The 24,368-nt window shown below is 55.3% G+C and carries 19 protein-coding genes; 10 read left to right on the forward strand and 9 right to left on the reverse strand.

The window, feature by feature from the left end; all coding sequences use genetic code 11:
• The first annotated feature begins 97 nt into the window (after positions 1–97).
• The 6 genes from ACZF99_RS10405 (at position 98) to ACZF99_RS10430 (ending at position 9,570) form a co-directional block, all read left to right on the forward strand.
• Positions 98–1,558 (forward strand): polysaccharide deacetylase family protein, encoded by a 1,461-nt coding sequence (locus tag ACZF99_RS10405; RefSeq protein ID WP_483612649.1) that lies wholly within the window; start codon positions 98–100, stop codon positions 1,556–1,558.
• Between the two features lies 1 nt (position 1,559).
• The gene (locus tag ACZF99_RS10410) at positions 1,560–2,873 is read left to right on the forward strand and encodes a nucleotide sugar dehydrogenase (protein WP_483611480.1); all 1,314 of its coding nucleotides are present in this window, start codon (positions 1,560–1,562) and stop codon (positions 2,871–2,873) included.
• 32 nt (positions 2,874–2,905) lie between these two features.
• Positions 2,906–4,753: a glycosyltransferase family 2 protein gene (locus tag ACZF99_RS10415; RefSeq protein WP_483611482.1), complete on the forward strand. Its 1,848-nt coding sequence runs from the start codon at positions 2,906–2,908 to the stop codon at positions 4,751–4,753.
• Positions 4,754–4,825: 72 nt separating this feature from the next.
• Positions 4,826–6,556, forward strand: coding sequence for a polysaccharide deacetylase family protein (locus ACZF99_RS10420; protein WP_483611484.1), 1,731 nt, complete (start codon positions 4,826–4,828; stop codon positions 6,554–6,556).
• 36 nt (positions 6,557–6,592) lie between these two features.
• A complete protein-coding gene (locus ACZF99_RS10425; protein WP_483611486.1) occupies positions 6,593–7,276 on the forward strand; it encodes a class D sortase in 684 nt (227 codons plus the stop codon).
• A gap of 101 nt (positions 7,277–7,377) precedes the next feature.
• Complete coding sequence (locus tag ACZF99_RS10430) at positions 7,378–9,570, forward strand: alpha-galactosidase (protein WP_483611488.1); 2,193 nt, start codon at positions 7,378–7,380, stop codon at positions 9,568–9,570.
• Between the two features lie 55 nt (positions 9,571–9,625).
• On the opposite strand, the gene ACZF99_RS10435 is transcribed toward ACZF99_RS10430, so the two are convergent.
• The 7 genes from ACZF99_RS10435 to ACZF99_RS10465 form a co-directional block, all read right to left on the reverse strand.
• Positions 9,626–10,078 (reverse strand): carboxymuconolactone decarboxylase family protein, encoded by a 453-nt coding sequence (locus ACZF99_RS10435; RefSeq protein ID WP_483611490.1) that lies wholly within the window; start codon positions 10,076–10,078, stop codon positions 9,626–9,628.
• A gap of 83 nt (positions 10,079–10,161) precedes the next feature.
• Positions 10,162–10,995: a sigma-70 family RNA polymerase sigma factor gene (locus tag ACZF99_RS10440; RefSeq protein ID WP_483611492.1), complete on the reverse strand. Its 834-nt coding sequence runs from the start codon at positions 10,993–10,995 to the stop codon at positions 10,162–10,164.
• A 156-nt stretch (positions 10,996–11,151) separates the two neighbouring features.
• Positions 11,152–12,402, reverse strand: a complete 1,251-nt coding sequence (locus ACZF99_RS10445) for a methyl-accepting chemotaxis protein (RefSeq protein ID WP_483611494.1) — start codon at positions 12,400–12,402, stop codon at positions 11,152–11,154.
• 176 nt (positions 12,403–12,578) lie between these two features.
• Complete coding sequence (locus ACZF99_RS10450; RefSeq protein WP_483611496.1) at positions 12,579–15,020, reverse strand: glycoside hydrolase family 94 protein; 2,442 nt, start codon at positions 15,018–15,020, stop codon at positions 12,579–12,581.
• A 104-nt stretch (positions 15,021–15,124) separates the two neighbouring features.
• Positions 15,125–16,177 (reverse strand): LacI family DNA-binding transcriptional regulator, encoded by a 1,053-nt coding sequence (locus tag ACZF99_RS10455; protein ID WP_483611498.1) that lies wholly within the window; start codon positions 16,175–16,177, stop codon positions 15,125–15,127.
• Positions 16,178–16,275: 98 nt separating this feature from the next.
• Positions 16,276–17,196 carry a molecular chaperone DnaJ gene (locus tag ACZF99_RS10460; RefSeq protein ID WP_483611500.1) on the reverse strand — a complete coding sequence of 307 codons (921 nt, stop codon included), beginning with the start codon at positions 17,194–17,196 and terminating at the stop codon, positions 16,276–16,278.
• A 174-nt stretch (positions 17,197–17,370) separates the two neighbouring features.
• Positions 17,371–18,258, reverse strand: coding sequence for a C40 family peptidase (locus ACZF99_RS10465; protein ID WP_483611502.1), 888 nt, complete (start codon positions 18,256–18,258; stop codon positions 17,371–17,373).
• Between the two features lie 103 nt (positions 18,259–18,361).
• On the opposite strand from ACZF99_RS10465, the gene ACZF99_RS10470 reads away from it, so the two are divergent.
• Both ACZF99_RS10470 and ACZF99_RS10475 read left to right on the forward strand, forming a co-directional pair.
• On the forward strand, positions 18,362–19,627 hold the full coding sequence (locus tag ACZF99_RS10470; RefSeq protein WP_483612651.1) for an MFS transporter: 1,266 nt from the start codon (positions 18,362–18,364) through the stop codon (positions 19,625–19,627).
• A gap of 120 nt (positions 19,628–19,747) precedes the next feature.
• On the forward strand, positions 19,748–20,740 hold the full coding sequence (locus ACZF99_RS10475) for an aldose epimerase family protein (RefSeq protein ID WP_483611504.1): 993 nt from the start codon (positions 19,748–19,750) through the stop codon (positions 20,738–20,740).
• An 81-nt stretch (positions 20,741–20,821) separates the two neighbouring features.
• Here ACZF99_RS10475 and ACZF99_RS10480 read toward each other — a convergent pair whose 3' ends face one another.
• Complete coding sequence (locus tag ACZF99_RS10480) at positions 20,822–21,178, reverse strand: LytTR family transcriptional regulator DNA-binding domain-containing protein (RefSeq protein WP_483611506.1); 357 nt, start codon at positions 21,176–21,178, stop codon at positions 20,822–20,824.
• Between the two features lie 211 nt (positions 21,179–21,389).
• On the opposite strand from ACZF99_RS10480, the gene ACZF99_RS10485 reads away from it, so the two are divergent.
• Together ACZF99_RS10485 and ACZF99_RS10490 are read left to right on the forward strand one after the other, a co-directional pair.
• Positions 21,390–22,445: a lactonase family protein gene (locus ACZF99_RS10485; protein WP_483611508.1), complete on the forward strand. Its 1,056-nt coding sequence runs from the start codon at positions 21,390–21,392 to the stop codon at positions 22,443–22,445.
• Between the two features lie 94 nt (positions 22,446–22,539).
• Entirely contained in the window at positions 22,540–23,616 is a 1,077-nt protein-coding gene (locus ACZF99_RS10490) for an AI-2E family transporter (protein WP_483611510.1), read from the forward strand.
• Positions 23,617–23,713: 97 nt separating this feature from the next.
• On the opposite strand, the gene ACZF99_RS10495 is transcribed toward ACZF99_RS10490, so the two are convergent.
• Positions 23,714–24,244 (reverse strand): hypothetical protein, encoded by a 531-nt coding sequence (locus tag ACZF99_RS10495; RefSeq protein WP_483611512.1) that lies wholly within the window; start codon positions 24,242–24,244, stop codon positions 23,714–23,716.
• Positions 24,245–24,368 lie beyond the last annotated feature (124 nt).

Genomic DNA, 24,368 nt, shown 5'->3' on the forward strand with positions numbered 1-24,368 from the left:
TGTCCAGAACCATGAATTACAATAAGGGATGTCACATGACTTTGGGTAATCGTGAATTTTTTTCGGCAGTAAAAGGAGAAATCGGGCCATGAAACAAATGCGTAAACACGTCCTTTCTTCCGGGATTGGGATCCTCCTCGTCCTCGCGTTGACCGCCGGATGCCAGTCGGCAGGAAACGGATCGGACCTGGCGGGCGGCGGAGCTCAGGAGGTCGCCAAACCCGAGATTCATCGCTACACCGGGGAGAAGAGCCGGGAAATTCCCTTCGTATATACGGCCAAAAAGGAGTTGTCTCTCACGTTTAACGGGATGGGGGAGCGGGATACGATGTATCGGCTGTTGGACGAGCTGGATACTTACCGGATCCAAGCGACGTTTTTTTTGCCGGGCATGAGGGTGGCCGAGGAGCCGGACATCGCGGCCGAGATTTTGGCCAGAGGTCATGAGATCGAGAACAACACGCTGAATCAGTTGAACCTTAAAGATCTGGATTATGAGCAAATCTATAAGGAGATCAAGCTGAGCAACGAAGTGATCGAACAGCAGACCGGGGTTAAGCCGAAGTACGTGCGCACGAAATCCGGCGATTATCCGGAGGACGTTCCGCTGATCGCCGCGCAGTTGGGCATGAAAGGGGTCGTAAGCTACAACATCAACCCGCGCGACCGGGACATGCAGGACGCCAAAGCGATCGGCGATTACGTCAAACGGTATATCCAGCGGGGTGGGATCATCTCGCTGAACACCGACATCAACCCGGAGGTGATCCCGGCCATTCGCTACATCGCCGAAGCTGCCGATGAGATCGGGTACCGGCTGATCCCGCTGGACGAACTGGTCGAGCATGGAGGGATCCGCAAGCCGCTGGCGGAAATTCCGGGTTCCGACGCGGCCCAACTCAACCCGGATTATCAAGACGCCCAATACCGGTTGATCTATCAGGTAGATACGCCGCAAAAGCACGTGGCGCTTACCTTCGACGATTGGGGCAGCGACAAAACGGTCACCCGCATTCTCGACATTTTGGCGGAGGGCCATGTTCAGGCCACCTTCTTCCTGCGGGCCAAAGGCGTCGAAACGAATCCGAATCTGGCCCGGGCGATGGTGGAAGGCGGCCATGACGTCGCCAACCATTCCTATAGCCATCCGGTGGTGACGTCTTTAACTCCGGCCGAGCTGCAGGAAGACCTGGTCAAGGCGCACCAGGTCATTACCGAGGCGATTCAGCAGCAGCCCGTCATGTTGTTCCGCCCGCCGACCGGCGTCGTGGACGACGAGCGGGCCAAGGCGATTGCCGCCATCGGGTACCCCGATATCGCCATGTATGATGTGACGACGCTGGATTGGGATGCCTCCAACAGCGCCGATGACATCGTGAACGGGGTGCTGGAACAGACCAAGCCGGGGAGCGTCATTTTATTGCACATGCTTGACGATATCCATACGATCGAAGCGCTGCCGCGTGTGATTCAAAGCTTGAAAAGCAAAGGGTACGCGTTCGTGAAGATGGCGGATTTGATTCAAGAACAGAATTCGACAGTAACGGAGCAGAAATGATATGGACTTATTTGAGAAAATAACATCGCGCCAAGCCACGATCGCCGTGATCGGCTTGGGATACGTGGGGATGCCGATCGCGGTCGCCTTTTCCCGAAAAGCCAAGGTCATCGGATTTGATGTGAATGCGCGAAAAATCGAAGCTTATCGCCAAGGCCGGGACGTTACCGGCGATATCGGAGACGAGATGATCGAGAACTGCAGCATCGAATTCACGTCGGATCCGGAGCGGCTGCGGACGGCCGAGTGCTTTATCGTGGCCGTCCCTACTCCGGTGAAAAGCGGCAACGTGCCCGATTTGCAATTCGTCCGCAACGCGAGCAAGCTTGTCGGAAGCGTGATGGACAAAGGCGCGGTCGTCATTTACGAATCCACCGTGTATCCGGGGGTGACGGACGAGGTTTGCGTGCCGATCCTGGAAGCGGAATCGGGGCTTGCCTGCGGACCGGATTTTAAAGTCGGCTATTCGCCGGAACGAATTAATCCCGGAGATCAGCAGCACCGGCTTGAAAACATCGTGAAAATCGTCTCCGGGAACGATCGGGAGGCGTTGGAACTGGTGGCCCGGTTATACGGACTGATCATCGACGCCGGCGTCCACCGGGCGGAGAGCATTCGGGTCGCGGAGGCGGCCAAGGTCATCGAGAACGCCCAACGGGACATTAACATCGCGTTCATGAACGAGCTGTCGATGCTGTTCCATGAGATGGACATCGATACCAACGCGGTGCTGCAGGCCGCCGGAACCAAATGGAATTTCCTGCCCTTCCGGCCAGGGCTGGTCGGCGGGCACTGCATCGGGATCGATCCGTATTATCTTACCTATAAAGCGGAGGATGCCGGTTACCACTCGAAAATCATCTTGGCCGGCCGGCATATTAACGACGGGATGGGGAAATACGTTGCCCAAAACATCATTAAAAGGATGGTCCGCCAGCAGGTTGACCTCAAGCATTCGCGGGTAGGGGTGCTCGGTTTGTCGTTCAAGGAAGATTGCCGGGATATCCGGAATTCGAAAGTGATCGACATTATCCGGGAGCTGGAGGATTACGGTATCGCTCCGCTGGTGGCCGACCCGCTCGTGGATCCGCGGGAAGCATACGAGGAGTACGGCATCGAGCTTAGCGACATGTCCGCCATGCGGGATTTGAACGTGGTGGTTCTCGCCGTGCCGCATCGCCCGTTCGCAAGCTTAAGTCTCCCCGAGGTGGAGGCGATGTTTCGCCCGGGCCAGACGAAATTGATGGTTGATGTGAAGGGCGCTTTTTCCAAAAGCGGATATGAGGAGAAGGGCATCCATTATTGGAGCCTGTAGAGCTTGGAATGAAATAGATAGGAGAGCGAACCGTGTTCAGAAGGAAGTCTAAACGTTCGGAAGAAATCATAGCCGTGCCGCGCGGAGACAGAAGAACCCTTGGGTACGTCCCCGACCCCGAGCGCCTTCGCGTCTCGGCGGACAGGAGGGGGCGTCAGAAGGCATTGCCCCGCCGGATCCCCGGTCTGGATTCGCAACAACTCGGCCTGAGATATATCGCGGATTTTCCGGTCATGCTTAGCTTAAAAGGACATCGAAAAAAAGACGGCAGCCAGGGGCGAGCGGATGATATTTCCTCGACAGGGATGCTCGTTGAGCTGCCGGAGACAGTGCGCTTGGGCGAGAAGGATAAAGCGAAGCTTCGCTTCCGTATTCCCCCGGGGACGATGCCGGAAGGGTTCGAAGGGAAAGTGAAGCTGCCCGCGTCCGTCGTTCGGACGTTCGAAACAACCGGGGAAGGCGGCGTCAAACGCATGGCCGCTTTCGAATTCGATGAGCCGTTGACGGCCTATTTTCAGAAGAAACGCTGGGGTTATTCAGTGTATACGGCCAGCGCAACTATGCTGGCGGCCATCGTCTTCGTCATGCTGCTTCGTGCCGAAAGCGTCATCTACTTCAAATACAACCTCGTCTTGTACTTATACAGCTTGATCGCTGCGGCCTTCCTCATTACGCGCTATCTGTTCGGCGCGTTGTATCGGGATGTGCCAATCAACCCGGAATATACGCCGGGCGTGTCGATCATCATTCCCTGCTTCAACGAAGCCGAGTGGATCCAGCGGACGGTCGTCAGTTGCATGAATCAGGATTATCCGATCGACAAGCTGGAGGTCATCGTCGTCGACGACCGGTCGACGGACGCATCCGCAGCGCGCATTCGCAGCATCGTGGAGCAGCTTCATACCGAGGAGGAGCGTTTTGCCACCCACGAACGGCTGAAGTTTACTGTCCTGGAAGAAAACGGAGGGAAACGCGCGGCTCTCGTCAAAGGCGTGGAAATGGCCAAACATGATTTGGTCGTGTTCGTCGATTCGGACAGCTTTCTGGCGCCGACGGCGATCCGCCATCTGGTCCAGCCGTTTCAAGATCCGAAGATGGGCGGCGTGGCCGGACGCACGGATGTGGAAAACAAATATACGAATGCCATTACCAAGCTGCAGACGGTCAGGTACTACATCGCCTTTCGGGTCATGAAAGCGGCCGAATCGTGGTTCGATAGCGTTACCTGCCTGTCGGGGCCGTTATCCTGCTACCGCAAGGAGTTGATCCTGAAGCATGCCGAAGCGTGGCTGAATCAGAAATTTCTCGGTCAACCCGCCACGTTCGGCGACGACCGGAGCATGACCAACTTTATTCTGAAAACACACCGGACCGGCTATCAGGACACCGCGATCTGCTCCACGATCGTTCCTTCGCGGATGAACGTATTCCTGAAGCAGCAGATGCGCTGGAAGCGTTCCTGGCTGCGTGAATCGTTGCGGGCGGCGGGTTTCATTTGGCGGAAAGAACCGTTTATGGCGCTGTTTTTCTATATCGGGCTGATCGTTCCGATCGCCGCGCCGGTCGTGGTGTTGTACAATCTGGCGTACGTGCCGCTCGTTTACGGAGTTTTTCCGGGAACGTTCCTGACGGGGCTGCTGATGATGGCGATGCTGATGAGTTTGGCGCATCTGTTGTACCGCAAGAGCAGGTTATGGGTGTTCGGCTTTGTCTTTTGCCTGTTCTACGAATTCGTGCTGCTGTGGCAGATGCCGGTCGCCTGGGTGACGTTCTGGAAGTCCACTTGGGGCACGCGGGAGACGCCGCAGGATGTTGAAGCAAAGCGAAAAAAGGAAGCGCGAAAGAAAAACAAACAAAAAGGGATCGGAATCCCCTTTTAGTGCCTACGAATGCATTGATTTGGGTTTGGGGTGAGAATGACTGCGATGGCACGGAAAATACGAAACACTGTTATGAACGTCCGCCGGAAAAACCGTCGGAAACTCGTTCGGGTCCTCCTGCAGGCGGCGATCTTGCTGATCTTGGGAACCGTCCTGTACCAAGTGGCGTTCGACGCGAAGACTTACGAGGAGCCGGACAAATCGTCCTGGAATCAGAAGCGGGGGTTCATCGCGTTGTCCTATTTCGGCGTGGGGCGGAACGGAACGGCGAAGCTGGTGGCGAAGAGCCAGCTGGATGAGCAATTGAAGGCGCTGCACGATCAGGGATATCGGACGATCTCGCACCAGGATATCCTCGATTTTTATACCAAAGGCGCTCCGTTGCCGGACAAGGCGCTGTTTCTTGCGTTTGAGGACGGTCGCAACGACTCGAGTTTGTTTGCCGAGCCGCTGCTGGAAAAATACAACTATAAAGCGACATTCCTCTCCTATGCGGACAAAATGGGCAACAGCGAACGAAAGTTTGTGCAGCCCAAGGACATGCTCGGCATGGCGAAATCCGGCTTTTGGGAGCTCGGAACGAACGGGTATCGGCTTAGCTATATCAACATTTTCGACAAGGACGGCCGGTTTATCGGGATGAAGGACGAAAAGGAATTAACCGACAAGGCAAACGTAGCCTACTACAACCATTACTTAATGGACTTCATCCGGGACGAGAATATGATTCCGGTCGAAAATCGCGCGCAAATGGAGGAGCGGATCGAAAGCGACTATACGGCGATGAAGGAAGTCTATACGAAATCGCTCGGATACGTTCCTTCGGTTTATATGATCATGCATGCGAACGCGCTCGGAGAAGGCATGAATCCCTTGGTGACGGCAACCAATACGGCGAATATCGAACGGTTGTTCATGCTTCATTTCAACCGGGAAGGTTCGTCGTTGAATACGAAAGACAATGGCGTGTTGGACTTGACCCGGGTTCAACCCGAACCCTATTGGTCGACGAATCATCTGCTGATGAAAATCCGCAAGGATACCGGGGAAGCGTTGGAGTTTGTCCGCGGGGACAAGGAGGCGGCGAGCGCCTGGGAAGGACTGGACGGGGCCGCGGAGTTTGCCGGCAACAAGATCGTGCTGACGTCGCCTCCGGGCGGCATCGGCAGACAGGTCCTGAAGGGGGAGGTCCGCGACGTCAAAGTAGCCGCTACGGCGGCCGGCAACGTCGTCGGCAAGCAAATGATCGACCTTCGTTACGACCGCGAGAAAGAAAGCTATGTGCGTTTGACTTTGGAAAACAACAACGTCTCGGTCGTGCAGAAAAAGTCCGGACGTCCGCCGGAAATCCTGTTTAAGCGGGAGCTGGCACCCGTCACGTGGCAAGAGGAGGATCTGGCTTTTGACAAAGCTTCGGTCTATACGCGGGAGCAGACCGCGGCCGGTGCTTCGAAAGAGATGGAAATTCCGGTCAACATCCGGGATTCCCGGCGAATCGAAGCCGTACTGCAAGAAAACGAGCTGAAGCTGACGGTGGACGGGGAGGTTCTGCTGGACCGTCTGCGTATCGACGACTCGATCCGCTCCGGGCGGGTCGCGTTAGCGGCGCAGTACAGCGAGCAAAACGAAAAGGACGATATTTACGACGCGGTGTTCGAGAATGTGCAGATCACCTCGCTGGGGGCGGTGGACGGCAGGCCGGCGGTGTTGTTCAATAATCGGCATTCGGGCTGGAAGGGCTTGGCAAGGCAAGCGAAGTTCATGTTTGACGGCACCGTCAACTGGATGATCGAGCATTTTTGAATCGAGAACGGACGTTTCGGATAAGGGGGACAATCGGTGCGAAAGAAGCTGTCGCTGCTGTTTATCATCCTTGGATTCGCCATTTTGGTCGCTCCGGCGCTGCTGGAGTGGAGCGCGGACCGGGAGCAGGAGAAATTGCTGGCCCTGGCGGAGCAAACGCAGGGGAGGGGCGGCTCCGCGGAGGCTCCGGAGCTGGCCGCCGGATTGGAGCGGGTATCTCGCTTGCTGGAAGAGGAAGCTGTCGAAGAGCCGCCGGCGGAGGAGTCCGCGCCCTTTACGCCGGGAGTGGATGGGAAAACGCCGATCGCCATGATTGAAATTCCGGCGATCGATCTAAAACTTCCCGTGCTGGAAGGCGCGACGAAAGCGAACATGAAATATGCGGCGGCGCATATGACTGAAACGGCGCCGCTCGGCGAAGCGGGAAACGCGGCGATCGCCGCCCATCGGGCGCGCACAAAAGGGCGGTTGTTTAACCGTCTGAACGAGGTGAAGATCGGGGATCAAATCGAGATCGCCACCGAAGGCGGACGCTTCGTTTATGAAGTTTTCGAGATTTCGGTCGTTGAGCCGACCGACGTCTCCGTTCTGGAGCCAAGAGGCGACGAGCGGATGTTGACCTTAATCACTTGCGACCCGCTGAAAAATCCGACCCACCGGTTGATCGTTCATGCCAAACAGCTTCCCGGGGACGGGAAAGAATCACAAAAATCCATATAGAAGATCACTTTATTATCGTTACTCCTCCTGGACAAGATAGTAGAATGGAAGAAGATTCGTACAAGAAAAGTCAGATTAGAACATTCCAGGAGGATCGTGAAATGCCCATCATTTTCGACGAAGCGAAAGGCCTCTTCCATCTGCAATCCCGCAATACGAGTTACTTGATTCAATTGGTTCACGGGTATCCCGCCCATGCGTATTTTGGCGCTAGGCTGCGGCACGACAGCAATCTCGAAGGCTTGGTGACCTTTCAGGAGCGCGCTTCGTTCAGCCCGAACCCCGTCCCGGAGGACAAATCGATTTCGCTGGACTCCCTTCCGCAGGAATATCCGCAGTACGGGACCAGCGACTTCCGCAGCCCGGCCTATCAAGTGCGGCTTGCTAACGGAGCCCGGGCGACCGAACTAACGTACCGTTCCCATCAGATCATCCCGGGGAAACCTGCTCTTGCGGGACTTCCAGCCGTTTACGCGGAGCGCGAAAGCGAGGCGGAAACTTTGGAGTTGGAGCTGGAGGATCGCGTTTTCGGGCTAACGGTTGTTTTAAGCTACACGGTTTTTGCCGATTTCGACGCCATTGCGAGATCGGCCCGGTTCAGCAACGGCAGCGGTGACCCGATCCGGTTGGAGCGGGCGCTCAGCGCGTCGGTCGATTTCCCGGATGCTTCCTACGACGCCCTGTATCTGTCGGGTGCCTGGGCGCGCGAACGCCATGTGCAGCGGAGACGGCTGGCTCCGGGCGTAACCGGGATCAGCAGCCGACGCGGATCGAGCTCGCATCAGCAGAATCCGTTCCTGGCGCTGCTGCGGCCGGACGCAACGGAGCAGCAAGGCGAGGTATACGGCTTCAGCCTGGTCTATAGCGGGAACTTTACCGCCGAAGCGGAAGTGGAGCAATTCGGGACGACCCGCGTGTCGATCGGGATCAATCCGTTTGATTTTAATTGGAAGCTGGAGCCCGGCGAGACCTTCCAAACGCCGGAAGCGGTGCTTGTGTATTCCGCCGAAGGGCTGGGGGGCATGTCCCGCACTTATCACCGCTTGTACCGGACCCGGTTGTGCCGCGGGCCGTTCCGCGATCAGGAGCGGCCGATTCTCGTCAACAACTGGGAAGCGACGTATTTTGATTTCAACGCCGACAAAATCGAGTCGATTGCCAAGGCGGGCAGCGAGCTGGGGATCGAGTTGTTCGTGCTCGACGACGGCTGGTTCGGCCGGCGCGACCGCGACAACAGCTCGCTGGGCGACTGGTACGAGGATCGCCGCAAGTTGCCCGGCGGATTAGCGGACTTGGCCCGCCGCGTCAGGGATACCGGCTTACAATTCGGTCTATGGTTCGAGCCGGAAATGGTCTCCCCGGACAGCGACTTGTACCGGGCTCATCCGGACTGGTGCCTGCACGTCCCGGGGCGGCGGCGTACGGAAGCTCGTGACCAGTTGGTGCTCGATATGTCGCGCAGCGATGTGCGTCAGTACTTGTATGAGCGCTTGAGCGACATCTTCTCCAACGTGCCGATCACTTACGTCAAATGGGACATGAACCGGAATATGACCGAGATCGGTTCGGCAGCCAGCCCGGCCGAGCGGCAAGGGGAGATCGCCCACCGTTATATGCTGGGGCTGTATGAGCTTCTCGAGCGCTTGACGGGCGAATTCCCGCATATTTTGTTCGAAAGCTGCTCCGGCGGCGGCGGACGGTTTGATCCGGGCATGCTGTATTACATGCCGCAAACGTGGACGAGCGACGATACGGACGCGGTGGAGCGCTTGAAAATCCAATACGGCACCAGCATCGCGTATCCGGTGTCGACGATGGGTGCCCATGTCTCGGCGGTGCCGAACCATCAGGTGGAGCGGACGACCCCTCTTGCATTCCGGGGGGATGTAGCGATGTCCGGGAATTTCGGCTATGAACTGGATCTCACCAAGTTTACGGACGAGGAGAGAGAAACGGCCCAACGCCAAATCGCCTTGTATAAAGAAATTCGCGGCTTGGTACAGCAAGGCGATCTCTACCGCTTGCAAAGCCCGTTCGAAGGCAACGAGACGTCATGGATGTTCGTCAGCCCGGACCAAAACGAGGCGCTGCTGTTTTACTTCCGCGTCTTGGCCGAGCCCAATGGCCCGCTGCGCAGCGTCAAGCTGCAAGGGCTTGACCCGGCGAAGGATTATGAAGTGGCCGACAGCGGCGAGGTCTACGGCGGCGACCGCTTGATGAGCGCCGGCTTGTCCGTGGCCAAGGTTCGCGGCGACTTCAGCAGCCTGATGGTGCGGTTGAAAGCCGTGCGATAATGTCAAAAGACCTGAAGAAGGGATCGGCCTTCTTTCAGGTCTTTTTTTGGTACGCTTACGCTTCGTCGCGGCAGCCGGGAAACATGCCCGTGGTGATGGCGATCCGGTTCCAGCAATTGATGACATTGATCGCGAAGATGAGATCCATCGTTTCCTTCTCGCCGAAAAAGACGCGAACCCGGTCATATACCGGCTGCGGCACGCCGTTATCGGCGATTCGCGTCACGGCTTCGGTCAACTCCAGCACGGCTTGTTCCCGCTCGGTATAGCAGGGCGATTCCCGCCAAACGCTGATCAGGGCAATCCGCTGCTCGCTTTCCCCGAGCTTGCGCATTTCCGATGTATGCATATCGAGACAAAAAGCGCAGCCGTTGATTTGCGAAGCCCGGATTTTGATCAGCTCATACAATACCCGGTCAAGCCCGCTCTCCGTGACTTGCCGTTCCAACCGGCTCATCGCCTGGTAAACGTTCGGATTGGCTTGATAATGATCCATTCTGACTTTCATGAGATATCCCTCCATCAAAGAATGATTTGTTTCTTACACAGGTAAGACAAGAGGAGGGAGCGATTTGTGACCGGTCCTCAAGGCTATTGCCTCGGGGCTTTGGCGATTTTCTCGGGATTGCTGATCAGATAGAAACGCCGGATACGGCCTTGCGCATCGCCTTCAAACAAAATCACGCGAATGACCTTCCCGTCGCGGTAATGAACAAGCCCGATTTCCCCGTTGATCCGCGTCGGCACCAGTTCGCCCTGCAGCGAGCCTTTAGCCCGGATGCCTTGCCAAAACGCAATAATGCGGGCTTTGGACAGGATGGGATTGAGGGCAGCTCTGACCTTGCCGCCACCGTCGGTAACCAGTACCGCATCCTCGCGAATCACTTCCAGGAGCGGTCCGAAATCTCCGGTTTTTGCGGCTTTCAAAAATTCACCGGTCCATTTCGCCACGGTTTTTTCGTCTGCGGAGGCCGCTTCCCGATCGGTTTTGACCTTTTGCCGGGCCCGGCTCAGCAGCTTGCGGCAGGCGACCGCGCTTTTACCCAAAAGCTTGGCGATTTCTTCGTATTCCATGGCGAACGATTCCCGCAGGACAAAGACGGTTCTCTCGTCAGGGGTCAAGCGCTCCAGCAAAACCATGAATGCATAAGAGATTTGTTCTTCCCGCAACAAGCGATCAAGCTGCGTCTCCGGGAGCGGTTCGAAGACGGGTTCCGGCAACCAGGGACCGGTATACAGCTCCCGGGACAAACGCGGCGATTTCAACGCATTAAGACTGCGGTTTACGACGGAACGCATCAAATAAGACTTCGGCTGACGAATACCGTCCACCTGTACGTTCTGCTGCAGCTCGGCAAATACTTCCTGCACGATATCCTCCGCTTCCGACCACGATCCGGTTAGCCGATAGGAGAGAGCGGTCATGGAAGCGCGGTAATCGCGATAAAATTGGGCCAGTTGGGCAGATGTCAGCAGGTTGCCCGCCTCCTTTCATTAATACTCACCATCTATTATCTTATCTAAAAAATGAAAAAAGCCCAGCCCCCTTGCAAATGTGGGCTGGGCTTGTGCGGCGACGGGTTAAAACTTGAAGATATGTATCGTCTTTTGCAGTTGAAATACCGCGTTTTTCATCGCTTCGGCCTCCTCGGCCATCGCCCGGATCGAGGTGATTTGCTCATTCATGGATGCCGATACCTGTTCGGTGCCCGCCGCGGATTCTTCGGTGATAGCGGAAATGTTCTGAATCGCGGCCGAGATATTTTGCGCGCTTTCCAGCATCGCTTCGCTTTCTCTGGAGAACGCGGCGATTTCCCCGCTGATGTACTGTACGCTTTGCACGATTTCCTGGAAGATCTGCTCCGCTTCACGGATCATTTCGCTTTGTTGCCGGACAACCTCTTCATTGATCTTGATGTTTTGTCCCGCCCGTTTTACGTCCTGCTCGATGCTGCGCACCAGGTTAAAGACTTCTTTGGTCGATGCGGTCGATTCTTCGGCCAGCTTGCGTACCTCGTGGGCAACCACGGCAAAGCCGGCCCCGTGCTCCCCTGCGCGGGCGGCTTCAATGGAGGCGTTCAGCGACAGCAGGTTGGTCTGCTCGGCAATTTCCGAGATGGTGGCGGTAATTTTGGTGATGCCCTGCGCGTTTTTGGCCAAAGCCTCGATGGAATCGGCGACTTTCTCCGTCGCTTCAATGTTCTTGCGCATGCCGTTCGCTTGCTTGGAGACGGATTCACGTCCGCGTTCCACCAGCAGGATCATTTCGTCGGAACGTTGATTCATTTCACGGGTGGCATCGGTATAATTGCTTACCTTCTGTTCGATCTCGCCGATCGCGTCTTTCATGCCGCCGACGTCCTCGGAGATCGCGTTAGCGCCAAGCGCCAGCTCATTGGAGGAGTGGGTGACTTGGGTCATGACTTCGATCAATTCTTGATTGCGGTCGGAAATGCTACGGCTGGAATCCATCACCTTGCGGGTGATATCAGACGTCTCCTGCAGAATCTTCCGCAGCTTGTCCACCATGCTGTTGAAGGAGCGGCTGAGATCGTCCATGCCTCCGGAGTCCGCAATTCGACTGGTGAAGTCGCCTTTGGCGATCTTTGCCGAAGCGCTGGTGATATCGTCGAACGAACCCGTAAGCGCTTTCTGGAGATAACGCGAAAGCGGGAAAGTAAGCGCTGCCAACACTGCGATCAACAGGATGCCGATGACGATATGTCCCAGGAAAATGTAGACGAGCAGCGAAGGGACGGCAAAGAGCGCGGCTACGAGATAACACGCAGCGGAGATCTTTCCGGATAAGGGAAGTCGGTTGAACCATGCCATGAGATTCATGTCCTCCTTAAGTAATAGGTGAATTCTACCATGATTATATCATTCAGACCGTCAGGGGGATAGGACGAAATTTTCCAAGAAATCCTAACCCAGAGTTGAACAGACCCAACATACGGGCAAAGCCCTTTCGGCTTTCTGACGGGAAGCGAAAGGGCTTTGTTTATTTATTATCCGAGCACCACTTCGACACGGTGCACGCCGCCGTCGCCAACCGGCGCAATGACATTGCCTTGGATCGGCTGGCCGTCGACCGTGATGCGGGCTACGCCTTTTTCCACATGGTTCGGGTTGCTGACCCGGATCACATATGTGTCGCCGCGGAAGACGCGGGTGATCTCGTAGCCGTCCCAAGCGGACGGAATGCAAGGGTCCACCTTCAGACCGTTAAAGTCGGCTTGAATGCCGAGAATTGCCTGCGTAATCGCTACGTAGTTCCATGCAGCCGTCCCGGTGAGCCAGGAGTTCTTCGCTTCGCCGTGACGCACCGCGTCTTTACCGGCGATCATTTGCGAGTAGACATACGGCTCCATCCGATGAACCTCGCTGATCTCTTCAAGGTAAGCCGGCGCGATCTTGGCGTACACTTCAAACGCCCGGTCGCCGTGGCCCAATACGGTTTCGGCGATCATGATCCACGGGTTGTTGTGGCAGAAGATCCCGGCATTCTCTTTATATCCTGGCGGGTAACTGGAGATTTCGCCCAGGTTCAGATAATATTTCGAATACGGCGGCTGCTGCAACACGATGCCGTATTTTGTATCCAGACGCTCCGCGACGGAAGTGAGCGCTTTGGCTGCCAACCCTTCCTGGACGCCGATGCCGGCCATGACGCACATGCCTTGCGGCTCGATGAAGATTTGTCCTTCGGCGTTTTCCTTGCTGCCGATTTTCTCGCCGTAATGGTCGTAGGCACGCAGGAACCAGTCGCCGTCAAAGCCGTGCTCCAAGGTCGTTTTGCGCATTTTTTCGGTCCAGTCGAGCGCCTCTTTCGCTTCGGTGTCCAGCCCGCGCAGGCGGCAGATTTCCGCGAAATCCGGACCGACGAAGACGAACAGGCCGGCGATAAATACGGATTCGGCCACGCGGCCTTCGATGTTTGCGGTCGTTTGGAACGACTCGCCCGGTTCCTTGGAGAAGCAGTTCAGGTTGAGGCAGTCGTTCCAATCGGCGCGGCCGATCAGCGGCAAGCCATGCGGCCCGAGGTTATGCACGACATGATAGAAGGAACGTCTCAAATGCTCAAACAGTGTCGCCGTGTTGTCCGGGTTGCTGTCGAACGGCACTTGCTCGTCGAGGATGCTGATATCGCCGGTCTCCTTGATATAAGCCGCCGTTCCAAGCACCAGCCACAACGGGTCATCGTTAAAGCCGCTGCCGATTTCGTTGTTGCCTTTCTTCGTGAGCGGTTGATATTGGTGGTATGCGCTGCCATCCTCGAATTGCGTGGCGGCGATGTCGAGGATCCGCTCTCTGGCCCGTTCCGGAATTTGATGCACGAAGCCAAGCAAGTCCTGGTTGGAATCGCGGAAGCCCATGCCGCGGCCAATGCCGGATTCGAAATAGGAGGCCGAACGCGACATGTTGAACGTTACCATGCATTGATACGGATTCCAGATGTTGACCATGCGGTTCAGCTTGTCGTCGCCGCTTTGGATTTGGTATTTGGACAGCAAGCCGTCCCAATATGCCGCAAGGTCGGCCATCGCGCGGTCAACGTCGGCGTCGGTGGCGAATTTGGCGATCATGTCAAGCGCCGGTTTTTTGTTGATCACGCTTGGGGATTCCCATTTGTCCTCTTCCGGCAATTCGACGTAACCGAGGATAAAGATCAGGCTTTGCTCTTCGCCCGGCGCCAGCTTCAGCGTAATCTCATGCGAACCGATCGGCGACCAGCCGCTGGCGACGGAGTTGGAGGCTCGGCCGGCCACGACGACCTGAGGTTCGTGCAAGCCATTGTACAAGCCCACGAACGATTCGCGATCCGTGTCGAAGCCGTCGATGTCGCGATTCACGGAATAGAAGGCATAGTGATTGCGGCGTTCGCGGTACTCCGTTTTATGGTAGATGACCGAATCCAGCACTTCCACTTCACCGGTGCTCAAGTTGCGCTGGAAGTTCGTCATGTCGTCCTGGGCGTTCCAAAGGCAGAACTCGGCGAACGAGAAGAGGGAGATTTTTTTCGTCTGGGACCCCGTATTTTTTACCGTCAGACGATGGATTTCACCATTGTAGCCAAGCGGAATAAACGCCAGTTGCGTCACGGAAATCCCGCCGCGTTCCCCGGTGATCGACGTATACCCCAAACCGTGCCGGCATTCGTAAAAATCAAGCTCGCGCTTAACCGGCATCCAACCCGGCGTCCAGAAGTCGCCGTTGTCATGGTCGCGAAGGTAGTAGTAGCGTCCGCCGGTATCGAGCGGAATGTTGTTGTAACGGTACCGGGTCAACCGGCGCAAGCGCGCATCCCGATAGAACGTGTAACCGCCGGCCGTGTTGGAGATCAGCCCGAAAAATTGCTCATTGCCGAGGTAGTTAATCCAAGGGTAAGGGGTTTGCGGCGTATGGATCACATACTCTTTACGCTGATCATCAAATGCTCCGAATTTCATGAATAGGAACTCTCCCTTCGTTTGTGAACGCGCGTTTATTTTATTGAAAAAGAAATCCTCCCGGCGATCATCGATCGAATTGCGGAGGAAAATGCCCGCCCGGCTTATTCCGCCGGAGGACGGCAGGAATCCCGGATCACCAGGCGGGTCGGAAAGCTGATCGTGCTGAACGTGGGCCGCTCCGCTTCGCAAAGCTCGATCACCTTCAATACGGCGGCCTTGGCCATTTCATCGACGGGCAGACGGACGGTCGTCAGCTTGGGCGTGATCCGGGAGGCCAGCTCGACATCGTCAAAACCGATGACGGACAGTTGCTCCGGCACACGGATCCCTCTCTCCGCAAACGCTTCCATCGCGGCGAAGGCCATGTCATCGTTGGCGCAAAACAACGCCGTCGGCAAGGTTCCCTGCTCGATGAGCCTGCGGGTTTCGCGGTAGGCGCTCTCCTTCAGGAATTCGCCTTCGAGGACAAAAGCTTCCGGCAGCGGCAATCCGTGCTTCCGCAGCGTATCCTCAAAAGCCAAATACCGTTCGCGCCCCGAATACGTATTCATGCTGCCTTTCAGGATACCGATGTTCCGATGTCCCAGCCCGATCAAATATTCGATCGCATGGGCGGTGCCTTCATAGTCGTTGGAGTTGATGACGGCCAGGTGGTTCTTGTTCAGCCGCTCCGCCATGATTTCCGCGATGTCGTAATCGACGAGCACCAGCGGCGCTTCCTGATCCACCATTTCCCGCACCAGTTCGATGTCCTTTTGGGTGCCGACCAGAATGCCGCCGTCGATTCGCTTCTGCAAGAAGGCCTGCTTAATCTTCTGAAAATCCCCCGGCGAATAGACGGTATGAATCAGCACGTAAAATCCGCGGGCGTTGGCCGTATCGACGACCATATCGACGATCGGGGCAAAATAGCTGTTCTGATAAATACGGCTGGCGTCTTCCTTCTCGGTCATGCTGATCGCGAACAGGCCGATCGTATCCGTCCGTTTGCCGGCAAGCGCCCGGGCAAAGCTGTTCGGCTCGTAATGGTGCTGCTCGATGACGCGCAGCACTTTGGCCCGCGTCGCTTCCGGAACGTTCGGATAATTGTTGATCACCCGTGAGACGGTGCTGCGGGACACCCCGGCAAGTTTAGCTATGTCTTCGCTGCGCATCAGGTTGGTCCCCACTTTCGTAAACGCGCGTTTATAGGGTTATTTTATAGCATCCCGAGAAATTAATCAATTGTGAAAAACTCACGAAAAAAAGGCGGCTATTCCGCCGCCTTGGGGAGATTCTCCAAATACTTCTTCATCATCTCGACCGCTTTGTCTTTATTCTTCGTATCGGCGCGGAGGGAGATGATCATGTCCGTCAGGCCGAGCGGCAGTTCCTTGACGAGGGCGCTGTCGGTGACGTTAATCCCGTACACGTGCTCGGTATTGTCTTCATCGGACACATCTTTGACGATGTTGTCCTCGGTCAGGAGATCCTTCAGCTCGCCGTTCGCCACGTCGTCAAGGCTAAGAAAGGCGCCGCCGTTCGACAGCCACTGAAACGTAGGCGCATCGGTAATATAAATATCCGGACTGGTCGTAGCGATCACGGCCATCGCTTTTTGCTGGTAAGCCATATCCGCGGAACTCACTCCGGCTTCGCCTTGCGGCGGCAAATACACCAATTCAATTTCCACTCGTTTGAAGCCGGGAATCTGCGTAGTTATCGCTTGCTCCACGGCGTCGACACCGCCGTTTTGGTCGTCGGTCATGTAATTGCCGACCATCATGATCGACAGATCTACGGGGGGCAGGGCGGCCAGCCGTTTTTGTTCTTCGCGGTGGTCAAGATAAGCGTTCGTGCCGTAAATAATGGCAACCAAAGCGATGAGTCCAATAATCACGTGAGTCCGGTAGAGCCGAAAGAAATCGTCGATCTTCTCGGCGGTCCCTGCGAATTTGCCCCATTTCGCATAGCGCTGGCGGCGCAAATCGTCGATTTTCCGCTGTTCCTCCGTCTCCACGATCCGCTTGTAGGCCTGGATCTTCCGTTCGATTTCCTCGGTTTCGCCGGGATCGAGCTGGCGAGAGCGGGATTTGCGCAGCAAAATATCGAACTCTCTTTCCAGCTCTTGGCGGGAAGCGTTTTCGGGTAGGCCCAGCATTGCATAAGCCTGTTTCAAATTGTCGTTGTCCATCGTCTTTCTCCTCTGAATCCATCGGGTTTTAAGGTATAAATAAGATATGGAAAGTGGTGCATACATTTATTATACTTTGTATTTGTAACGAAGGGAAATCGTCGGACGGCCACTCAAAAAAGCCGGGCGAACCCCAGCGGTTCCCCGGCCTACTTCATAAAGCTCTGGCTTGAATCAACGAATTCGGCGCATGGATATGACCATATCGCTCCAATACCCGCTATCCAGCGAACTGATTTGAACCCCGGGGTCGCCCCAGGTGTGAATGAATTTGCCATCGCCGATGTAGATGCCGACATGGCCGGCGATATTGTCGGATTTAAAACGGCCGGGGACGGTGAAGAAGATCAAGTCTCCGACTTGAAGCTGACCGCGCGTCACCGGCACGCCTTCTCTGGCCTGATCCCGGGCCAGGCGCGGCAGGTCTTGGCCGAATTTTTTGAAGACATGGCGGGTGAAGGAGGAACAATCGAAGGTTTTGGACTGTTCGTAGGGAGGCGCACCAAATTCATAGGGAACGCCCAAATATTGCTTGGCATAGGCGATCATTTCATCCTGTTGATCGGCAACGCCGAGAATTCCGTACCGGCTGGTTCCGGTCTGCGGCTGGTCGATGCCGTCTACGGGGGCGATGCGTCCAATTGCCAAGTCTCCCGTACGCGAATCGATCCGGGCTTTCGTTTGCAGCAGCGCCGATACGGCATCCGTTGTCATGAAAATTTGACCGTTCTCGCGTACTGGCGCTTGAGGCAGGGAAATCGGACGTCCGAAGGAAATCGCGTGCCTTTGGCTAGGCTGGACGGTAAACATGACATCCGTAAACCCGAGATTGGCGCTGTCGTCCGTTTCTTGCAGCCGCAAGCTGAGGCTGTCGGCGACTTGCGTCAGCGGAACCCAGGTCGTGCCGCCGGTATCAGCAGCCGCTTCCGTTCTTACCGGCGAATCGCCAGCCGGAGGGACGGAATTCGAGCGGAGCCGCTCCTGCTGGCTGCATGAGGCAGCGAGCGTCAACGGCAGGGCCATACAAACAAGAATCATCCCAAACTTCAAGGAATTGCGCATAGGGTAAGCAGCACTCCATTCATTCAGATTAGCGAATCACTTGAAGTATGTAAAAAAAGAGATCGAACTATTCGGGCAGAAGCCAAAGGAGCATCCATCCACCATGAAGAGCGGCATCATTCAAAAAACGCATGTGCAGCGCAAGCCGTCCCGGCAGCGCCGCAACTTGGCGATTGCGACCTGGGAAGGCGTCCCTTCCACGATATTTCAGACCTTGCTCGGCGGCCAGTTCTTGACCGGATTTCTGCTGTACCTGGGAGCCAACTCCGCGCAAATCGGTTTCGTACTGGCCATTACGACCTTTGTCAATATTGCCCAAATCGCGGTTGCGTTTCTGATCCAACGATTGACCAGCCGCAAATGGGCGCTGGTGCTGTTCATCGGAATGCACCGGATCCTATGGGGGGCGACCGGCCTCGTTCCGTTTGTTTTTCCGCATCAATATTGGGTAGCCGGATTTATTGGATTATATGTCGCCGCATTTATGTTCAACACGGTCGGCGCGATGCTGTGGAACTCGCTGATTAGCGATATTGTGCCGGCCCGCGTGCGGGGCAGGTATTTCGGGATCCGGAATACGTTCCTCAATGCGCTGAATACGTTGGTCATGTTTCTGGGCGGGATGGTGCTGGACCATTACCCGGCGGCGCAAGGGTTCTTCTATTTATATATCGTGATCTGGATTTGCGCCATTGCCAACATCCTCGTGTTTATGTTTTATCCGGATGTGGCCTTCGAGCGCTCGGCCGAAAGCAAGTTTTTGCCGATGCTGCGCAAGCCGCTCCGCGACGGGGCCTTTATGAAAGCCACGTTGTTTCTGGCCGGCTTCCTGCTTCTGCAGAACCTTGTCGTCCCTCTGTATTCGTATGTGATGCTGGAGCTGTTGCACATCAAATACCAAACCATCTCGCTGCTGAATGTGACGCAAACGGTGTTCATGATGGTGAGCTTCTACGTTTGGGGTAATCTGAATGCGCGTTACAGCAATCGGCGCCTGCTGTTTTGGACGCTGCCAATCATCGCGCTTGCCATTTTATGCTGGGGCGGGTTGTCCTTTCTGCCGATGCTGCCCGTGCTTTTCCTGGCTCATATGGTGTTCGGGGTGGGAGTCGGCGGCTTTAACCAACTGGCCTTTAACTTTATGATCGGCGATACCCCCAAGCCCGAACGTCCGATGTACATGGCGATGTACTCGGCCGTCACCGGCGTCGCTTCCTTCTTTGGCCCGCTGCTGGGCGGGCAGATACTGGAATGGATCGAAGCGTGGCCGACTTGGACTCAAGTGTTCGGCATGCAGCTGGCCGTGGGGACGGTCATGCTCGTTGTGGCCGCGAGTTTGGGCCGGCGAATCTTGCGTGACGTTGGATAGGCTTGCGAAGGGAGCGGGGGAGGGATTTCGCTCAAGCTATGACGGACAGGGGTGACTTTTGGAGGCGCTTTAAGGTATATTACAAGTTGAGCAGCTAAGCAATGAAGGGAGATATCATCCATGGTACAAAGAACGGCTTATGAAGGCACGTATCAAGGTGAAAAGGCGGTATGGCTTAAATCCGGGCAATATGAGGCCGTCATGTTGCCGGAAATCGGCGGCAACCTGATCGCTTTCCGCGATATCGAAAGCGGTTACCGTTTCCTGCGCGAACCCGGTGAGAGCGAGATGGAAGCCTTCAAAGGCAATCCGGGGGTTCATGGCATTCCGGTGCTTTTTCCTCCGAACCGCTACGAGGACGGTTTATTCCCGTGGAAAGGCGAAGTTCTCCAATTCCCGGTTAACGAAGCGGCGACTCACAACCATCTGCACGGATTTTTACATACGACAGCCTGGGAGATTGAGGATTTCGGTCAAACCCCGTTGGAAAGTTATGTTTCCGTCAAGGTATCGGTTGACGAGAACCATGAGGTGTACCGTTACCTGCCATTCAAGTTCACCATGCGACTGAAGTACACGTTAAGTGATGATGGGCTGGCGCAGCAGGTGTTCGTCCGCAATGACGGGGACAAGGAAATGCCGTGCTTGCTGGCCTTCCATACGGCGGTCAATGCGCCGTTTGCACCGGGAAGCACGGCGAAGGACTATCGGGTGAAGCTGACGATCGGTCAGCGTTGGCAAATGAACGAGCGGATGCTTCCGATCGGCTCTTATCAACCGTTGACGGCGGAAGAACTGCTGATGCAGGGGGAAGGCGTCTACCCGTTCTTCGCTTCGATGGATAACCACTATACGGCGATGCCGCAAAACGGCCGAAACCGGATGGAGCTGACCGATACGAAACTGGGCAAGACCCTCGTTTATGACGTGGGAACATCCTACAAACAATGGATGATCTGGAATAACGGCGCGACGGAAGGCTTCTTCTGCCCCGAGCCGCAGATCAATCTGGTGAATGCGCCGAAGGCCGACTTGCCTGCGGAAGAAATCGGGCTGTTCAGCCTGCTTCCCGGCGAGATTTGGGAGGAGCGCTCTCGTCTGTACGTGAAATAGCGAGAACAAAGGAAAAAGCAGCGGACCCGCCGTCCTGTGACGTCGCGAGTCAGGCTGCTTTTTCTTGTTTTGCCACTGGAATTAATTGATCCCGGCCGTTACCTTGCCGCGCTGTGACGGAATTAGCCGTTTCATTTGCTCCAGATTGCGTCTGGGCACATGAATCGTCTTGATGCCATGCCGTTCATCCCGGAACCAGACCACGTTGTCGCGAATTTCGGAAACCTGGGACAGATTGACATAACAGTTCGTGCTGATGCGGTAGAAGCGAGGGTCCGAGATCAGTTTCGCGGTCTGTTCGGCGGATAATCTCTGTTTGATACTGTAATTCCGTCCATGAAAGCAAACCAGTCCGTGAGCTCCGATCTTGAAGAAATACGTCTCGTAAGGATTGAGATCCTCGTAGACGCTTCTTTCTTCGAGTCCGACGTTCATCATTCCAAATCCCCCTTTAGAAGATGCTTTCGGAAGCGCTTACAGTATATCATATTTTAACCCGTTTGGGTAGGTGACCGGCTCATGTTAAAAATTTTATCTTTTTTCGGTCGAGACTGGACTTTTATGCGCATTTACGGAAAAATATAGAGGATGTCATTTTAAAACGAGCTTCCTGAAGGAGGAGAATCAATTGTCAGCATCCCAACCTCGATTGCTGCTATTTGTGGGATCGTATGCCGAAGCGGGCGATCCCGGAGTTTATGTATATGAAATGGATTCGGCCAGCGGGGAGATCCGTCTTCTGGATCAAGCCTCCGGGTTGAAGAATCCAACCTTCCTCGGCGTGGACGCAGAGGCCCGCAAGGTTTACGCCATATCGGAAACGACCCGGGAAGGAGAGCGGATCGGCGAAGTCATCGCGTTCGACGTGAATGACGAGGGCCGATTGCGCGAACTGAACCGGGAGGTTACGATCCGTCCTTCCTCTTCGCATATCCAGCTCGACCGGAGCGGGCGGTTTGCCGCCGTATCGGGTTATCACGGCGGGAATGTCGGTCTTGTGGAACTGCGCGCGGACGGAACAGTTGGTACTTTGCTCGACGAGCGCCGGCACGAAGGCCAAGGGGCCGACCCGGTGCGCCAGGACCGCCCGCACCCGCATTCGGTTATCTTCAGTCCGGACAACCGGTTTGCGTTGGTTGCCGATCTGGGATTGGACCGCATTGTGTCGTATTCGCTCGAAATGGAAGCCAGCCGGCTGGTTTATCGCAGCGAAGCGTCTACCCCTCCGGGTGCCGGTCCGCGTCACCTGGCCTTTCATCCCAATGGGCAATGGCTTTACTCCATCAATGAAGTGAATTCTTCGATTTCCCTGTTTGCTTACGACGCCGCGACAGGTCAGTTGGAATTGCGGGATACGGTGCCGACCTTACCGCCGGGATATAAAGGGGAAAACACGACGGCAGAAGTCGCCATTTCGGCGGATGGACGTTATCTCTATGGCTCCAATCGCGGTCATGACAGCTTGGTGCAGTTCGCAATCGATCCGCAGAGCGGCCGGCTTGAACTGATCGGACATGTGTCCAGTGAAGGCGGGCATCCGCGTCATTTTTCGCTCACTCCGGACGGCCTGCATCTGATTGCGGCGAATCGGGACGATCATCTGCTTGCGGTCTTTGCTGTTGATCCGGGGAGCGGAAGATTATCGTATACCGGTCGGACGGTCTCCGTATCCAAGCCGGTCTGCGTTAAGCCGGTACAGTTCTAAAAGGATTCATTTGCATTGTGACAGAGGCTCGCTTAAGATTAACGCAGAGGATTTTTCTCCAGTAAACATGAAATGAAGGAGCCGGTTGTAACTCATGACGTTTTTTAAGGAACTGTTTCAAATGGCGGGGTTCCGCAGGGTGCTTGCCCTGCTAATTGTCGTTATCGTATTGTATTTCGCCCGAAGCATGCTGAACATGCTGCTGATTACGTTTATTTTGACCTACTTGATCAATCGGCTGCACAATTTCATCGGCCGGAATGTGGCCAAGGTGATCCGCGTCAACCGAACCGTTACCGTGCTGTTCATCTACGTCGTGATGATTATGCTGCTCGGATACGTCCTTTATTACTATCTACCGGTGTTGCTCACTGAATTGACCGACCTGGTCAACCAGGTGATGTCCTTCTATTCGAATCCTCCGGTGTTGCCGGATAACCCGATCTTGAATTACATTGTCGAGTATTTGCAAGATATCGATTTATCGGCCTATATCAACAACGGTTTAACGTTCTTGCTCAGTACGCTGACGGACATCGGGGAATGGAGCTTGAATTTATTCATTGCGATCGTGCTCAGTTTGTTTTTCCTGCTGGAAAAAGAGAAGGTCACGAATTTTGCGGTCCTGTTCCGCGAAAGCCGGATCGGCGGACTGTTTAAGGAACTGGAGTACTTCGGACGGAAGTTTGTCCAATCCTTCGGCAAAGTGATCGAAGTGCAATTTCTGATTGCCCTCGTCAATGCGGTTTTATCGACGATCTTCTTATGGATATTCGGATTTCCGAACCTGCTCGCGCTGGCGATCATGATCTTCCTGCTCGGGATGATTCCGGTCATGGGCGTCATCATTTCGTTGATCCCGCTCTGCGCGATCGCCTTCAAAATCGGCGGATTGCTCAAAATCGTCTATGTTCTGGTGATGATCGCCGTGGTGCATGCCGTCGAAACCTATTTCCTGAATCCGAAATTCATGTCCAACAAAACCCATTTGCCGATTTTCTTCACTTTTCTTATTCTCTTGGTTTCCGAGCATTTCCTCGGAGTCTGGGGACTGATCGTCGGCGTGCCGATTTTTATCTTTCTGCTGGATATCGTCGAGGTCCCTGTGGGGACTCATCCGTCTAAGGCCGTAAAAGTGGCGACGGAATCGGGTTCGACAGGGGAGAATTAACCGCAGGGCCAAATGATGCAAAGAGGTAAACCGCTGAGCAACCCGTAGAGGTAGCCCAGCGGTTTTTTCATGAATCCACCGCAGCTTTCGCCTTCCGTTAGTGGGGCAGATGGCTCCAGTTGACCTGATTGTTCCGGTAATCCGCCGCCGGTTGCCCCGTATCGCGGTCTTTCCAGGAGCGGTTGATGACCTTCTTCAGCTTCTCCGGGAGCTTGGCTTTGATCTTATTCGCCTTTTCCCGGTCGATCTTGCCCTCGGCGAGCGCTTTATCAATATTGCGGTTGGCCGATTCGGTCAGCTTCTTAAGGTATTCTTCTTCGCTCCAGCCTTTCTCGGACTGTACGATCTGCAGCAAGGTTTTGCCCTGCTTCAACTGCCCTACCAGCACTTTGGGGTCGGTCCCCAGCAGTTCGGCCGTATCTTTGACGATATGGCCGCCGCGGAAATGGCCGTGCGGATGCGGAGGGTGCTTCGTTTCCGTCTGCGAAGGATTGGGATTGACCTGTTGCGGTTGATCCGATGCCCCCGTTTTCGCTTGCACGGTACCCGCCGCGGCGGTTGAGCCGGCGGCGAGCAGAAACGCAAGGGTCAATTTGCCGGCAATCGGTTTCAAGTTCTTCATAAACATGGACTTTTTTCACCTCTTCGTTTAGAATAATTTGGTCCTTGCCTTCATCAGTCTTGACCAAAATAACCTAGGATATCTGAAACCTACCTTAATATTTCTTAAATTTTCGCTTAAAATAAATGGA

This window comes from Paenibacillus sp. JL3B1040, assembly GCF_057063165.1.

Excerpts from the sequence above, each read along its gene's own strand:
- ACZF99_RS10405 (WP_483612649.1), top strand. The coding sequence starts at position 98 with ATGCGTAAACACGTCCTTTCTTCCGGGATTGGGATCCTCCTCGTCCTC.
- ACZF99_RS10410 (WP_483611480.1), top strand. The coding sequence starts at position 1,560 with ATGGACTTATTTGAGAAAATAACATCGCGCCAAGCCACGATCGCCGTG.
- ACZF99_RS10420 (WP_483611484.1), top strand. The coding sequence starts at position 4,826 with ATGAACGTCCGCCGGAAAAACCGTCGGAAACTCGTTCGGGTCCTCCTG.
- ACZF99_RS10430 (WP_483611488.1), top strand. The coding sequence starts at position 7,378 with ATGCCCATCATTTTCGACGAAGCGAAAGGCCTCTTCCATCTGCAATCC.
- ACZF99_RS10435 (WP_483611490.1), bottom strand. The coding sequence starts at position 10,078 with ATGAAAGTCAGAATGGATCATTATCAAGCCAATCCGAACGTTTACCAG.
- ACZF99_RS10440 (WP_483611492.1), bottom strand. The coding sequence starts at position 10,995 with ATGACCGCTCTCTCCTATCGGCTAACCGGATCGTGGTCGGAAGCGGAG.
- ACZF99_RS10445 (WP_483611494.1), bottom strand. The coding sequence starts at position 12,402 with ATGGCATGGTTCAACCGACTTCCCTTATCCGGAAAGATCTCCGCTGCG.
- ACZF99_RS10450 (WP_483611496.1), bottom strand. The coding sequence starts at position 15,020 with ATGAAATTCGGAGCATTTGATGATCAGCGTAAAGAGTATGTGATCCAT.
- ACZF99_RS10455 (WP_483611498.1), bottom strand. The coding sequence starts at position 16,177 with ATGCGCAGCGAAGACATAGCTAAACTTGCCGGGGTGTCCCGCAGCACC.
- ACZF99_RS10460 (WP_483611500.1), bottom strand. The coding sequence starts at position 17,196 with ATGGACAACGACAATTTGAAACAGGCTTATGCAATGCTGGGCCTACCC.
- ACZF99_RS10465 (WP_483611502.1), bottom strand. The coding sequence starts at position 18,258 with ATGCGCAATTCCTTGAAGTTTGGGATGATTCTTGTTTGTATGGCCCTG.
- ACZF99_RS10470 (WP_483612651.1), top strand. The coding sequence starts at position 18,362 with ATGAAGAGCGGCATCATTCAAAAAACGCATGTGCAGCGCAAGCCGTCC.
- ACZF99_RS10475 (WP_483611504.1), top strand. The coding sequence starts at position 19,748 with ATGGTACAAAGAACGGCTTATGAAGGCACGTATCAAGGTGAAAAGGCG.
- ACZF99_RS10480 (WP_483611506.1), bottom strand. The coding sequence starts at position 21,178 with ATGATGAACGTCGGACTCGAAGAAAGAAGCGTCTACGAGGATCTCAAT.
- ACZF99_RS10490 (WP_483611510.1), top strand. The coding sequence starts at position 22,540 with ATGACGTTTTTTAAGGAACTGTTTCAAATGGCGGGGTTCCGCAGGGTG.
- ACZF99_RS10495 (WP_483611512.1), bottom strand. The coding sequence starts at position 24,244 with ATGTTTATGAAGAACTTGAAACCGATTGCCGGCAAATTGACCCTTGCG.